The following is a 12,610-nucleotide window of genomic DNA, read 5'->3' as shown; positions in this document are numbered from 1 at the left end:
GCGATCTTCGGTGGCCGACCCGGTCGCCCCCCCCCGGCACGCGCCTACACGAGGCCGAGTTCGCGGGCGCGGACACCGGCCTGGAAGCGCGATTCGGCGCCGAGCGCGGCCATGAGCTCGCCGACGCGGCGCCGGTAGGTCCGCACACTCAACCCGAGCTGGCGCGCCGCAGCCTCGTCCTTCGCGCCTTGCCCGAGCAGGTCCAGCACCGCGGGCGCGAGGCGACGGATCTCGGCGACCTGCGCGTCGTAGACGTCCAGGTCGGTGGCCGAACGCCACACGGTGTCGAACAGTGACACCACACCCTGCACCGTCTCGGGCTGGGTGATGACGCTGTAGCTGCGCGGCCCTCCGGACGACTCGCCTGCCAGGATCGCAACCCTACGGTCGACGATCACCGTCTCGCTGAGCTCGTCGGAGGTGATGCGGATCTGCGCGCCGTGCCGGTCGCGGCGGCGTGTGAGTTCCTGCGCCGACACCGCGTCGAGCAGCAGCCCCGACCGGTAGATCTTGCGGATCCGCGCCGAGCCAGCTCGTCGCAGAGCAGCAGCTTCGAGGTCGACCTCCCTGCCGGCGGCGACCCAGAGCGCGAGGTCGTTGGCGACGCAGGCGATGTCAGTGGCGGTCAGGAAGAGGTGGCCGACGCGGCGGTACAGCTCTTCCTCGCCGCGCACGATCGTGACCGGGTCGCCGGTTCGCACATCACCCGTCGCCATGGGTCCGATTGTGCTCCTCGCCGGGCCTGTCCGCCCACGTTGGCAGGTTGTTGCCATGTCCGGACGGGAGTGCCATCTCCGCCGCACGGTGAAGACATGACTACCACCGACATCCGCAGCAGCAATCCGACGACCGCCGACGCCGCGGGCACCTGGCGACTCGGCGACCGCACGATCAACCGGCTCGGCTTCGGCGCGATGCGCCTGACCGGCATGCCGTGGGACGAGAAACCTCGAGACCGCGACGACGCCGTCGCCGTGCTTCGCCGCGCCGTGGAACTCGGCGTGAACCACATCGACACAGCTGCCTTCTACTTCACGGCGACCCGCTCGGCGAACGAACTGATCAGCACCGCGCTCCAGCCGTACCCGGACGATCTCGTGCTCACCACGAAGGTAGGGCCCGCCCGCACCCGCGACGGCGAGTTCGAGTACGCACGGCCGGAGCAATTGCGCGGCCAGGTCGAGGAGAACATCCGTCAACTCGGTGTCGATCACCTCGACGTCGTCAACCTGCGCTGGGGCACCGGGATCGGGAAGGATTCGGGTCCGGTCGCCGACCACTTCGGTGCGCTCGCCGAACTGCGGGACGCCGGGCTCGTCCAGCATCTCGGTGTCTCCAACGTCACCGAAGCGCAGCTGAGGGAGGCCATGTCGATCGCCCCGGTGGTGTGTGTGCAGAACCGTCACGGGCTCACCGACCGGGCCGACGACGACCTGGTCGAGCTGTGCGGCCGGCACGGCATCGCGTTCGTACCGTTCTTCGCTGTCGCGGGAACCGCACCGGGCGAGGCCGAGGAGCACGGGCAGGGGCAAGCGGAACTCGCTGCCGTCGCGCAGGCCCATGGGGCCAGCCCGGCGCAGGTCCGGCTCGCGTGGAGCCTCCACCGGGGCGAGCACGTCCTCGCCATCCCCGGCACCGGCAACCCGGCGCATCTCGAACAGAACATCGCCGCGGGAGCCCTTCGGTTGACCGACGACGAGCAGAACCTGCTCGACAGCGTCGGCCAAGCGGCGTCCTAGTCGACAGGCATGCCGCCGGCCGGAAGGCTGGCGGTATGCCGAAGACGGACCACTACGACGACCCCGACGCGCCCGCACCGAACAGGATCGTCCCCGCCGTCACGGCCGTCGTGCGCAACGCGGCGGGCGAGCTGCTGCTGATCGAGCGCACCGACAACGGGCTGTGGGCCCTTCCCGGTGGCGCGCAGGACCTCGGCGAGTCCGTGCCCGACGCCGTCCGCCGCGAGGTCGCGGAGGAAACGGGCATCACCGTCGACGTGACCGCGATCAGCGGCATCTACTCGGACCCGAAGCACGTTATCGCCTACGACGACGGCGAGGTGCGCCAGGAGTTCTCGCTGTGCTTCCACGCTCGGCCGACCGGAGGAAGCCTGCGAGCGAGTGCGGAATCGCGCCGCGTTCACTGGGTGTCCCCTGACGAGATCGACAGGCTCCCCATGGACCGCGCGATGCGCCTGCGCGTCGACCACGGCATCAACGAGCCGACGAACGTCCACCTCGGGTAAGTCAGCGGCGTTCAGCCGATGTCAGCGGCGTGCAGCCCGTGCCACTGGCGTTCAGCCCGATGTCACTGCGCCGGAGCCGGAGTCGGAGTCGGAGCGCGCGGTCACCGCGCGGGAGTTGTCGGCGTGACCTCACGGGTGTGCAGCACGACGTCGAAGAACTCGGACAGTGGTCCACCGGACATGCTGGCCGGCCGTGTGGGGTCGTATCGCGGTCCGATCAACCGCAGCTTCGCCGGAGCGTCGGCGAGGTGCTCGGTGGCGGCCCCGCCGGCTCGGAGGTCGAGCAGATAGCGCTCGAGACCCGCGTCCCCGAGGACGGCGTCGGTGAAATCGCTCGGAGGCGCGGGCACGCGCACCGGCTCCCCGTCCAGGTCGACCGTCCCGTGGTGGAACGTCAGGCCCGCCGACAGGTACTCGGCGCCGAGTTGCTCCCGCAGGTAACTGCCGGCGTTCCGGTCGGCGTCCCCGCCCTCGCCCGGCGTCCAGGCCACGCTGCGGGCGTGCCCGACCGCGCTGTGACTCCCGCTCCAGTAGAGGATCCGGTGGCCGGTCTCATCGCGCCAACGGAGGATGGTCGCAGCGAAGTCCTGTTCGTGGACGCTCATGTCGACCGCATCGACGCCGACCAGGCCGACGAGGCGCACGGGATCGTCGGGACGGTGCCCGTTGTGGGCGCGCATCCAGTGCAGCACCTCGAGGAACTCCGACGTTCGCCACCACGAGTGGTCGTTGCTCAGCAGGGACGCGACGTCACCGCGGCCGGTCCGTAACCACGAGTCGACCGCCGCAGCGGTCCGCGCATCGGCTTCGATCGCGAGCGAGCGGAACCCGAGCCGCTCGACGAGCAGCCGCAGTACGCGGTGGGTCATTCGACCGAACTCGCGGGCACCGTGGGCGCCCCGCGCGAGGCCGACCACCGAGGCGTCACCGACCACCTCGCGCAGCGGCTCGAGGTCGGTGAGGGGCGCGGCGGGGTCCGTGGTGTCCAGCGGGTGCGCCGCGCCGGTGATCCGTTCGGTCGGCCGGCTCATGTCGCGATCGTTCGCGTCGGTGGTCATGACCCGACAGTGCTACCTCGACCACGATCGAGGTCAAGATCGATCGCCCCGCGCCGCTCGGCTCTACGTCGACGCCGGGTTCATTCCACCGGTTCGACCGCCAGGTCCGGCCAGCACAGCGCCGTGGCACCCCAGGTGAGGCCCGCGCCGAAGGCTGCGAGCAGCACTCGGTCACCTGTTTGGAGGCTGCCGTCGCGGACACCGTCGGCGAGCGCGAGCGGGATCGAGGCGGCGCTGGTGTTGCCGGTGTGGCCGATGTTCACGACGAGACTGTCGGCGGGCAGGCCCAGCTGCTTGGCCACGGTGTTCAGGATGCGGATGTTGGCTTGGTGGCCGACGAACCGGTCGACGTCGCCGACCGTCCAGCCGAGCTCGGCGAGTACGGCGCGCGACGACTCGGCCATCCGCGCCGTGGCGTGCCGGAACACGGCGGGCCCCTCCATCCGCAGGTACGCGTCACCGGGCTGCTGTGGCGTCCGCTGCCGCGAACCGCCGGCGGGGACGACGAGCAGATCCGTGCCCGAACCGTCACTGTGCAGGTCGAACGGGCCGAGCGCGCCGACGTCGTCCGGTTCGCCCGCGCGCAGCACGACCGCACCCGCGCCGTCTCCGAAGATGGGCACGGTGCCGCGGTCGGAGGGGTCGACGAGCGTCGTGAAGGCGTCCGACCCGACGACGAGAACATCCCTGGCGACCCGCCCGGCGATGAGACCTGCCGCCGTCGCGAGTGCGTAGAGGAAACCGCTGCACACCGCACCGACGTCGAACGCCGCCACGTCACGCTGGCCCAGCCGGGTCGCGACCTGCGGCGCACTGGCCGGGCAGGGCTGATCGGGGGTGGCGGTGGCGAGCACGACAGCGTCCACGTGCTCCGTTCCCGCCGACCGCAGTGCGCGCGCACCCGCCTCGACCGCCATGTCCACTGTGGACATGCCGTCGTCGACGACGCGGCGCTCCGCGATACCCGTGCGCGAACGGATCCACTCGTCGGTGGTGTCGAGCCGGTTCGTCAGCTCGACGTTGTCGACCACGCGCGGTGGCAACCAGCCGCCGAGGCCGGCCAGTACCGCCGTTGATCGTGTGGCCACTTGCGGTCCCCCAATGAAGGCGCCCATAGATCCCTTACCGGGACGTCGCGAAACGCCCCCGAGGAACCTATGTATGGCCTACTTTTCGGTAGAGGCACCGGTTGTGACCCATGTCTCCGTTCTGTTCGGAAGGCCCGCCGAAAGGATGCCCCGAACGGACCCGTCACCCCGACCTTCCGGAACCGGGCACGCCGCGGCCGACCAGCGGAAAGGCGTCAGCCGTCGTCGGCAGGGCTGCGCGGCGGCCGCGTAGCCTGCTCCCCCGGAGGCAGGCCGAACAGCGAGATCGCGCCGATCATGCCCGCGTACAGGCTCTCGACCGGGCACCGCGCCACGTTGCCGATCTTCGTCCACGCCGGGTCGTCCCCCTCGGGCGCGCCGGGCGGCGGTGCCGGCGTCGGCTCCGACACCGGCGCCGTCTCGGCCACGACGACGTCACCCGTCAACGGCAGGTCCCGGGACGAACCGCCCACCGACAGGGTGTAGTCCCCCTCGCCGCGCACCCACCGGTCGGCGTCGGCATCCCAGTGGGCCAGCGACCGCTCATCCAGCGCGAACCGCACCCGCGCGCTCTCGCCCGGCTCCAACTCCACGCGCTGGAACCCTTCGAGCCGCTTCGGCGGCTCCCCGGCCGACTCGGGATGCGTGACGTACAGCTGGGCGACCTCCGACCCCGCACGCGAACCGGTGTTGGTCACCCGCGCGGTCACGGTCGTGTCCGGCCCGCCGTCGCCGCGTATCTGCAGGCCCGAGTACTCGAACGTCGTGTACGAGAGACCGTGACCGAATGGGAACAGCGGTTCGATGTCCTCGCGGTCGTACCACCGGTAGCCGACGGCGAGCCCCTCGTCGTAGGCGCCACCGGGGAAACGATCCGGGGACGCGGCGGGCAGATCGGCCTGCGAAACCGGGAACGTCGCGGGCAGCCTGCCACCGGGATCCGCATCGCCGTACAACACCGAGGCGAGCGCGTCGCCGTACTCCTGCCCCGGGTACCACGCGGCCACGACACCGGCCACCTCGTCGAGCCACGGCATCTCGACCGGACCCGCGGTGTTGAGCACGACGACGGTGTTCTCGTTCGCGGCCGCCGCCTTGGCGATCATCTCGTTGTCCTTTTCGGACAATCGGATGTCCTTGTTGTCCTTCGATTCGGTAGACCATTGCCGCGCGACGACCACGGCGACATCCGCCGCTCCCGCGGCCTCGCCCGCCTGCGAACCGTCGTCGAAGCTCACCTCGGCGCCGGCTTCCCGCGCCCGCTCGGCGATCCCCTCGAACGGCGTGACGATCTCCGGCGCGATCACGTGCGGACTGCCGCCGCCGGAACCGATGACACGTTCGCCCGCCGCTTCGCCGATCACGGCGATCGACCCGGTTTCGCCACCCAACGGCAACATCCCGTCGCCGTTCTTCAGCAACGTCATACCCTTCTCGGCGACCTCACGCGCCACGGCTGCATGCTCCGGGCCGGTCACGGCGTCGTCCGGCGACCCGTTGCCGTCCCGCTCGAACAGCCCGAACCGGAACATCGGCCGCAGGATTCGCGACACCATGTCGTCCAGCCTCGCGGTGGTGACGGCGCCGCTGTTGATGCCGTGACGCAGCCGAGGTCCGTAGTGGCAACCGCCGGGCATCTGCAGGTCCATACCCGCGTTGGCCGCGGCATGGCTGGCCTGCGTGGCGAACCAGTCAGATGTCACGAAGCCGTCGAATCCGAACTGTCCTTTGAGGACCTGGCTCAGCAGGTACGTGTTGTTGCAGGCGTGCACCCCGTTCAGCCGGTTGTAGCCGCACATCACCGACGCCGTACCCGCATCGACGACGTCCCGCACCGGCGAGAGGTACACCTCCTGCAACGTCCGCTCGTCCACAATGGAATCGTTCGCGGGAAGATTGCGCAGCGTCTCCTGGTTGTAAGCGGCGATGTGCTTCGACTGCGCGAGCGCACCCTCCCCTTGGATGCCGCCGACCTGCGCGGCGGCGAGTTCACCGGTCAGATGCGGATCCTCACCGAGCGTTTCGAACGACCGGCCGGCCCTCGGGTCACGCAGCAGATCGATCGTCGGCCCGAGCACCACGTCGGCGCCCTTGCCCTGCGCCTCGCGAGCGATGGTCGCCCCGTAGCGGCTCGCCAGTTCGGCGTCCCACGACGCGGCGAGCGCCATCGGCGACGGCAGCTGCGTGACTCCCGTGTGTCCGTTGCCCACCCCCGCGGGACCGTCGGACAGCCCGAGCTGCGGAATGCACAGGCGCGGATTCTCCGAGATCATGCCGGCGTACGTGGGACCGACGAACTGGAACGGCATGGCCGAGCCGTGCACGAGGTCGAGCTTCTCGTCGAGCCGCATCCGCGACAGCAACTGGTCGATGCGCTGTTCGACCGGCGCGTCCGAACCGACCCAGGGGCACTGGGAATCGGCCTCCGCGGCGGCGTCGGCCGTCTCGGCTGCGTGTGCCGCCGGAGCGGTGACGAGCACAGACGCCGCGATCAACGACACGAGAGCGGAGGCCGACCACGCACGCTGACCACGACGCTGGGGACGCAAGATGCCGCCTTCCGTTCGACGCACGAACGCGAAGCAGTTTCACATATGGCGGCGCGTGAAACCAGAGGCGATCATGGCCGTCCGACAGACTTCCCCCGCTCGGACCACCACCGTCACCCAGGGTCAACGCAGACGAGAACGACGGCCGCACGCGGGACGACCACGTGGTCACGCAACCGTCCCGCCACCGCACCACGACACCGCCACACCACGACACCGCCACACCGCCACACCGCCGCCCGACGGCGCCGCCTCAACGCTGTAGCGGCGTCGCCGCTGTCCCAACACTGCAGCACCGACGGCGCTGCCCCAGTGCTGTAGCGCCGACGGCGCGAGGGGCCGCCGCCTCGCCGAAACTCGCGGGGTGGAGCGCACTGGACGCGCGGGCGTGGTTCCCCGTGTGCGGTGGGCCTGCGGTGGAGGCCATGCGCAGTGGAGCTGCGTGGGACCCGGGGTCCTCGCGACGCGGGGTTCTTGTGAGGCGGGGGTCTTGTACGGCGGAGCCTCGGGAGGCGGGGTTCTTGTGAGGCAGGGGTCCTCGTGGGGCAGGAGTCCTGGTGGGGCGACCTACCAGCCGGCCCCGTACGTGCCGAACTCGTCGACACCGGCCCGGTCGCGCAGCCCGCCGTCGTCCGTACCGCCGTTGCCCGTGCCGCCGTCTGTCCGGTGCCCCTCGGCTTGGCCGGCAGCTGCCCGGCCGAACCCGTACTCGTACGCGTGGTCGCCGGACCAGCTGCCGTCGTGCGTCAAGGATTCAGCTGCGCCGGAAGGCGACACACCGGCCACACGATCCGCGTCACCGCGCTCAGTCGTGTCGGGGGCCGGGGCCTCATGGTCGGGAGCGGCGGGGGAAGCTTCTCCGCCGTCGGGGTCGCCGGCACCGGGCCGGACCTCGACCTGCTCACGCTCGTCCCGTTCGCCGTCCGCCTGCTCGCGCTGCGCCTCCCGCTCCGGGATTCGCGCGTCCGCCGGGGCACGCAGCGCCGATTCGTGCACCGGCACGCCACCCAGGACCCGGTCGTACAACCCCTCGACACCGCCCGGCTCGGTCAGACCCGGTTTGACTCGGCTGTCGTCGCCCCGACGCTCCCCGGCCCCGTGTCCTTCGGCACTGTGTCCCTCGAACCCGTGCCCTTCGAACCCGTGCCCTTCGACGGCGCCGTCCTCGACACGGCTGTCGGCGCCGTGGTCGACGGTGTGGTTGTCGACGGCGTGGTTCCGGATGCTGTGGTTCCGGATGCTGTGGTTCCGGACGCTGTGGTTCCGGACGCTGTGGCGAAGTTCCTCTCCGAACAGCTGGATCCGCCGGTGCAGCGACGCCTGTTCCCTATCGCTCGTCCTCGTTCGCGCGATCCGCGGTGACTGCCTCGCCGTGTCCGCCTGCGCCACCTCCGGGACCCGTTCTCCCAGACCGTCGGCCTGCGCCCCGTTCGCAGGAACGTCGACGTCCGGGGTCTCGGCCGGTACGACGTCGGTACCGGGCGTCGCAGGTTCGACATCCGTGGCAGGCCGGGCGCCGGCCCGTTCTTCGGCAGTGGGCCCAGCATCGGCAGTGGACTCGGCATCGGCAGCGGGCTCGTCGGATGTGTCCCCGGCGACCCCCATGATGAGGTTGTCCCGGCGCTGCTCGGCAAGGCCGGCGCCTTCGGACAGCCGAGGCACCGCTTCTTCTGCCACCTTGTCTCCGGCGATCAGCCGGGACCCGTCACCTCCGCGCTCCAGCTCCGACACGCCGGTGACGGCTGCGAAGACCATGACGACGAACGCCATGAAACCGGCGGCACCGGAGCGATTCATCCCCGGCGTCGGCGGCGGACGGTGGCCCGAGGCACCGATGATTCCGGTGCGGTCGAGCAGCGCGTCCTTGTGCGGCGTCGGACGTGGGGCCGTCGGCGCCATCAGCCCTCCAGGAACGTGTCGGTCGGTCGATCACCGGGTACACACTTCACCGCGGTGAGACAGCTTGCGGGAGTGTCCCATTAACTCGCCGACAGACCGCCATGTCACGGCAACGTCCCGAATTCACAACCAGAAGGGCTCGATGGGGTGAAAGGCCGCATACGGGCGGTCATCAACTGCCCCAATTGGGCGAAGTGGGGAAGTTTTCATCGTAGTGGCGCATCAGAGTGTGCCGCGTCGAGAGTCTCACCCACGACAGCCGCCGAGGGGGCGGCACCGGAGAGACGGGAGTGTGCAGTGCGAAGCGACGCCGTACACCAGAGTCAGTTCGTGTATCTCAACGGCTGCAGCACGCCGGTACTCGCTCGCCTGATGTACCGCGCGGACGACCCGTTCACCGTGTCGCTCGCGTTCCGCATCGATGCGCGCGATTGGGTGGCGTGGGACTTCTCCCGCGAACTGCTGCTCGCCGGCCTGACCGAGCCTGCGGGCATCGGCGACATCCGCCTGCGCCCCGACCTGGCCACTGACGAGAAGTTCCTCGTGCTCGAACTCGAGTCGCCCGACGGCTACGCCGTGGTCGAACTCGAGATCGCCGATGTGCGACGGTTCGCCGACGCCACTACGGCGATCGTGCCGCCCGGCACCGAGGCCGAGCGCCTGGACCTGGACCGGCTGATCGACGAGCTCACCACTGCCCGCCCCTGAGACGGCGGCGAACTGTCAGCCGCACGCGCCCTTGGCTCGCAGCACGCGGCTCAACGACGCGTTGATCCGCTCGGCCGACAGTTCGCCGCTGTCCGCGGCCTGCTCCAGCCGGTCGAGCACCGGCCCGACGTTGCCGCCGGACGACCACAGTGCCTTGTCCGCACCGGCCTTCAGCGCGAGCAGCACGGCCTCGGGCAGCGGATGCCGGTCGGTGATCGCCTTCATCGCACCGAGGTCGTCGGTGACGACGGGGCCGTCGAAGTTGTAGTCCTCGCGCAGCAATCGATACGCCGCGGGGGCGATCGACGCGGGCTGCCCGTCGGTCAGCTGCGGCACCGTCAGATGACCGACCATGACACCGACGTCGCCGTACTCGCCGACGCGTTCGTACGTCTTGAGGTCGTGTTTGCGCAGTTCGGGCAACGGCGGCGTGGTCACGTCGCCCACATGGGAGTCGCCGCTCGCGTTGCCGTGTCCCGGAAAGTGCTTGATGACCGGCTGCACGCCCGCTTCTCGGAGACCGTTGCCGAACGCCTTCGCGTACCGGCGGGCCGTCGCGGGGTCGGTACTGAACGAACGGTCGCCGATGGCCTCGCTTGCCGGTTCGTCGGTGAGATCGAGATCGGGCGCGTAGTCGACCGTCACGCCCCGCTTCGCCATCTCCTTGCCGCGTTCGACGGCCAGCTGCCGCACTTCCTGCGGCGTCATCGTCTGCGCCATCTCGCGGGCACTCGGCATGTCGCCGACGAGTTCGTCGATCCGCTGGACCCGGCCACCCTCGTCGTCGATCGCGACGGACACCGGCACGTCCGCCGCCTCCTGCACCGAGTTCAGCGCACCGCCGGTGAACAGATCCGTGGCGTTGCCCCCGATGAACAGACCGCCCACCTGGTGCTCACGCACGATCTGCGTGGTCTGCTGCGCGCCCGATTCGACACCGACGACCACGAGCTGCGCGACCTTCTCGCGGGTCGACATGTCGGCCGCCGCAGGGCAGGCGGACGCGGAGTCGGGTTTCGCCGACGGCGACGAAGCCGGGGCCGACGACGCTTCCGACGGTGTCTCCGAGGCGGCCGAACCCGGACTCGGCGCACTCTGGGTCGTCGGAGCCTCGGACGAACCGCAACCGGCGACGAGCAGCCCTGTCATGGCCGCGAACAACAAACGCTTCCTCATCGTGTCTCCACAGTACGGCTTCGGCAGGGCAGGTGCGTCGCGGTGGCGACCCGCGTGCTCGCGACCCGGATGCCCCGGGTGCACGGTCGTGAAGCGCGGCCGTACCGACCACCCCACACCCAGGTTCGGGCCTCGGCACGAGCGGAAACCGGTCGCCGGGCAGGCTCGGCGAGCCGGTACAGCGCGCGTGTCGCACCGCCCGTTGCGGCGCCGGTCGCCGTCTCCGAAGCGCCTTCCGGCGCTGTCACGAGTGTCGAATTCTCACCGCCCCGGGGGACCGTGGCAGCCACCTCCACCGTGGCGGCACCGTCGCCGCGGGACCGGGAGTGTCGGTAGTACCGCCTAGCCTGCTCGGTGCCGTCCATCCGCTCGATCACCAGTGTGCTCGGGCGGCGTCCGCGCGCGTGGGCGGCAGCCAGCCGTTCGGCGTCCCGCTTCCGGACGTGACGGGACAGCACTGCCCCGTCACGGACGACGAGCCAGGTCAGCGAATCAGGTGACAACCGGAATCGGATCGCGAACTCCGTGTGCTGCACGGGCCCGCTTTCGCAACTGTGACCGGATGCGTGGTCGGCGGAGTGATCGATGGTCATGTCCGGCCCCCTGTCGGTGTGTGCGGCGGTCGCGAGGCGACCCGGCGCGGCCAACCGGCCGTCTTCCGTACCGGATCGCGGTGCCGCGTCGAGCATCCCTCGATTGTATCGTTTGTGCAACCCTGTTGCTATACTGCAATTCCGTCCTGGTCTTCCGACCGGCCACCTGCCAAGCTGTGCCGCGCCGACCCGCCGAAGGAGGTCACATGTCAGGTCGCATGGACCTGCCCCGCCTGCACGACGCCCTCGATGCGCAGCGCCGCGCGCGTGATCTGTCCTGGCGCCAGCTCGCGGAGGAAGCCGGGGTCAGCCCGTCCCTGCTCAGCCGCATGGGCAACGGTCAGCGCCCCGACCTCGACGGATTCATCGCACTCGTCCAGTGGCTCGGCACGCCCGCGGAGGAGTTCATGAGCCACCCCGGCGACGACCGCGCCACGCCTCCGGCCCACGGACCGAAGCCGGAACTGGAGACCCAACTCGCCATGTTGCTGCGCGCCCGCGACGACCTCCCCGAGGCGGACAAGGAATACCTGCTCGAGATCGTCGGCGCGACCATGCGCCGCATCAAGCACCACGCCGGCGCAGGCGGATCCGCCGGTTCGAACGACGCCGCCGACCCGGCGGGTTCCGGCGACGCGGGTTCGGGAAGGTGACCGCCGTGACGCCGCTCCGACGGGGCTTCAAGGCACAGGCCGGACGCCTCGCGCTCGCCGTCAGGGCAGAGCTGGGTCTGCAAACCTCCGACCCGCTCGACCCGTACACCCTCGCCGAGCTGTACGGCATTCCGGTACTCGACCTGCGCGATCCGGCGATGCCACGCGAAGCCGTCCGGCACTTCACCGGGCCGGCGGCGGACTCGTTCTCGGGTGCGCTCGTCGCCGTCGGCAGCGCGCGCGTGATCGTCGAGAACCACGTCCACGACACGCGGCGCAGGCGCGCGACGATCGCCCATGAGATGGCGCACGTCCTGCTCGAGCACGAATTCGGCCTGCTGGTGACCGGTGCGCAGCTGTGCGGCGCGTCGGCCACGTCCGTCGAACGGGAGGCCGACGAGCTCGCGGGCGAGTTGCTCCTGCCCCGGGACGCGGCACGCGCGGCGGCACTGCGCGGGTGGACCGACACGGCCGTGGCGCGCCGGTTCGGCGTCAGCAGGCGGATGGCGCGCTGGCGGTTGAACGCCACGGGTGCGCGGACGATCGCCTGGCGCCATCGTGCGAAACGTCCCCGGTTCACTGCCGACCACGCACCCGGGGGCGCCGGCGCCGCACCGGGAAATGTCGGTACGCGCTGAGAG

Annotated in this window: 11 protein-coding genes; 5 read left to right on the top strand and 6 right to left on the bottom strand. The window is 70.5% G+C overall.

Going from position 1 to position 12,610, the window contains the following annotated elements; all coding sequences use genetic code 11:
• Positions 1 to 44: 44 nt before the first annotated feature.
• On the bottom strand, positions 45 to 716 hold the full coding sequence (locus LY40_RS08920) for a DNA-binding response regulator (RefSeq protein ID WP_258936506.1): 672 nt from the start codon (positions 714 to 716) through the stop codon (positions 45 to 47).
• A gap of 96 nt (positions 717 to 812) precedes the next feature.
• Between LY40_RS08920 and LY40_RS08915 the strand changes: the two genes are divergently transcribed.
• A complete protein-coding gene (locus LY40_RS08915) occupies positions 813 to 1,739 on the top strand; it encodes an oxidoreductase (RefSeq protein ID WP_258936505.1) in 927 nt (308 codons plus the stop codon).
• Positions 1,740 to 1,774: 35 nt separating this feature from the next.
• The gene (locus tag LY40_RS08910; RefSeq protein ID WP_183780396.1) at positions 1,775 to 2,245 is read left to right on the top strand and encodes an NUDIX hydrolase; all 471 of its coding nucleotides are present in this window, start codon (positions 1,775 to 1,777) and stop codon (positions 2,243 to 2,245) included.
• A 101-nt stretch (positions 2,246 to 2,346) separates the two neighbouring features.
• Here LY40_RS08910 and LY40_RS08905 read toward each other — a convergent pair whose 3' ends face one another.
• From LY40_RS08905 to LY40_RS08890, 4 genes are all read right to left on the bottom strand, one after another.
• Positions 2,347 to 3,303 carry an erythromycin esterase family protein gene (locus LY40_RS08905; protein WP_258936504.1) on the bottom strand — a complete coding sequence of 319 codons (957 nt, stop codon included), beginning with the start codon at positions 3,301 to 3,303 and terminating at the stop codon, positions 2,347 to 2,349.
• Positions 3,304 to 3,383: 80 nt separating this feature from the next.
• Positions 3,384 to 4,391: a beta-ketoacyl-ACP synthase III gene (locus LY40_RS08900; RefSeq protein ID WP_372497718.1), complete on the bottom strand. Its 1,008-nt coding sequence runs from the start codon at positions 4,389 to 4,391 to the stop codon at positions 3,384 to 3,386.
• Positions 4,392 to 4,606: 215 nt separating this feature from the next.
• Positions 4,607 to 6,892 carry a beta-glucosidase family protein gene (locus LY40_RS08895; RefSeq protein ID WP_258936754.1) on the bottom strand — a complete coding sequence of 762 codons (2,286 nt, stop codon included), beginning with the start codon at positions 6,890 to 6,892 and terminating at the stop codon, positions 4,607 to 4,609.
• Between the two features lie 615 nt (positions 6,893 to 7,507).
• On the bottom strand, positions 7,508 to 8,839 hold the full coding sequence (locus LY40_RS08890) for a putative sodium/potassium/calcium exchanger (protein WP_258936503.1): 1,332 nt from the start codon (positions 8,837 to 8,839) through the stop codon (positions 7,508 to 7,510).
• A 297-nt stretch (positions 8,840 to 9,136) separates the two neighbouring features.
• On the opposite strand from LY40_RS08890, the gene LY40_RS08885 reads away from it, so the two are divergent.
• Complete coding sequence (locus tag LY40_RS08885) at positions 9,137 to 9,547, top strand: SsgA family sporulation/cell division regulator (RefSeq protein WP_183780411.1); 411 nt, start codon at positions 9,137 to 9,139, stop codon at positions 9,545 to 9,547.
• A 15-nt stretch (positions 9,548 to 9,562) separates the two neighbouring features.
• On the opposite strand, the gene LY40_RS08880 is transcribed toward LY40_RS08885, so the two are convergent.
• Complete coding sequence (locus LY40_RS08880) at positions 9,563 to 10,723, bottom strand: glycoside hydrolase family 3 N-terminal domain-containing protein (RefSeq protein WP_183780414.1); 1,161 nt, start codon at positions 10,721 to 10,723, stop codon at positions 9,563 to 9,565.
• A gap of 799 nt (positions 10,724 to 11,522) precedes the next feature.
• On the opposite strand from LY40_RS08880, the gene LY40_RS08870 reads away from it, so the two are divergent.
• Positions 11,523 to 11,969, top strand: a complete 447-nt coding sequence (locus LY40_RS08870) for a helix-turn-helix domain-containing protein (protein WP_258936502.1) — start codon at positions 11,523 to 11,525, stop codon at positions 11,967 to 11,969.
• Between the two features lie 5 nt (positions 11,970 to 11,974).
• A complete protein-coding gene (locus LY40_RS08865) occupies positions 11,975 to 12,607 on the top strand; it encodes an ImmA/IrrE family metallo-endopeptidase (RefSeq protein WP_258936501.1) in 633 nt (210 codons plus the stop codon).
• Positions 12,608 to 12,610 lie beyond the last annotated feature (3 nt).

The sequence above is a fragment of the Prauserella salsuginis genome (genome assembly GCF_024648885.1).
Taxonomy (GTDB): Bacteria; Actinomycetota; Actinomycetes; order Mycobacteriales; family Pseudonocardiaceae; genus Prauserella; species Prauserella salsuginis.
The sequence above is the reverse complement of the archived record's forward strand: the minus strand, read 5'-3'. Positions and strand labels throughout refer to the sequence as shown.

Coding starts and splice junctions, on each gene's coding strand:
- LY40_RS08920 (WP_258936506.1), bottom strand. CDS start 716: ATGGCGACGGGTGATGTGCGAACCGGCGACCCGGTCACGATCGTGCGC.
- LY40_RS08915 (WP_258936505.1), top strand. CDS start 813: ATGACTACCACCGACATCCGCAGCAGCAATCCGACGACCGCCGACGCC.
- LY40_RS08910 (WP_183780396.1), top strand. CDS start 1,775: ATGCCGAAGACGGACCACTACGACGACCCCGACGCGCCCGCACCGAAC.
- LY40_RS08905 (WP_258936504.1), bottom strand. CDS start 3,303: ATGACCACCGACGCGAACGATCGCGACATGAGCCGGCCGACCGAACGG.
- LY40_RS08890 (WP_258936503.1), bottom strand. CDS start 8,839: ATGGCGCCGACGGCCCCACGTCCGACGCCGCACAAGGACGCGCTGCTC.
- LY40_RS08880 (WP_183780414.1), bottom strand. CDS start 10,723: ATGAGGAAGCGTTTGTTGTTCGCGGCCATGACAGGGCTGCTCGTCGCC.
- LY40_RS08870 (WP_258936502.1), top strand. CDS start 11,523: ATGTCAGGTCGCATGGACCTGCCCCGCCTGCACGACGCCCTCGATGCG.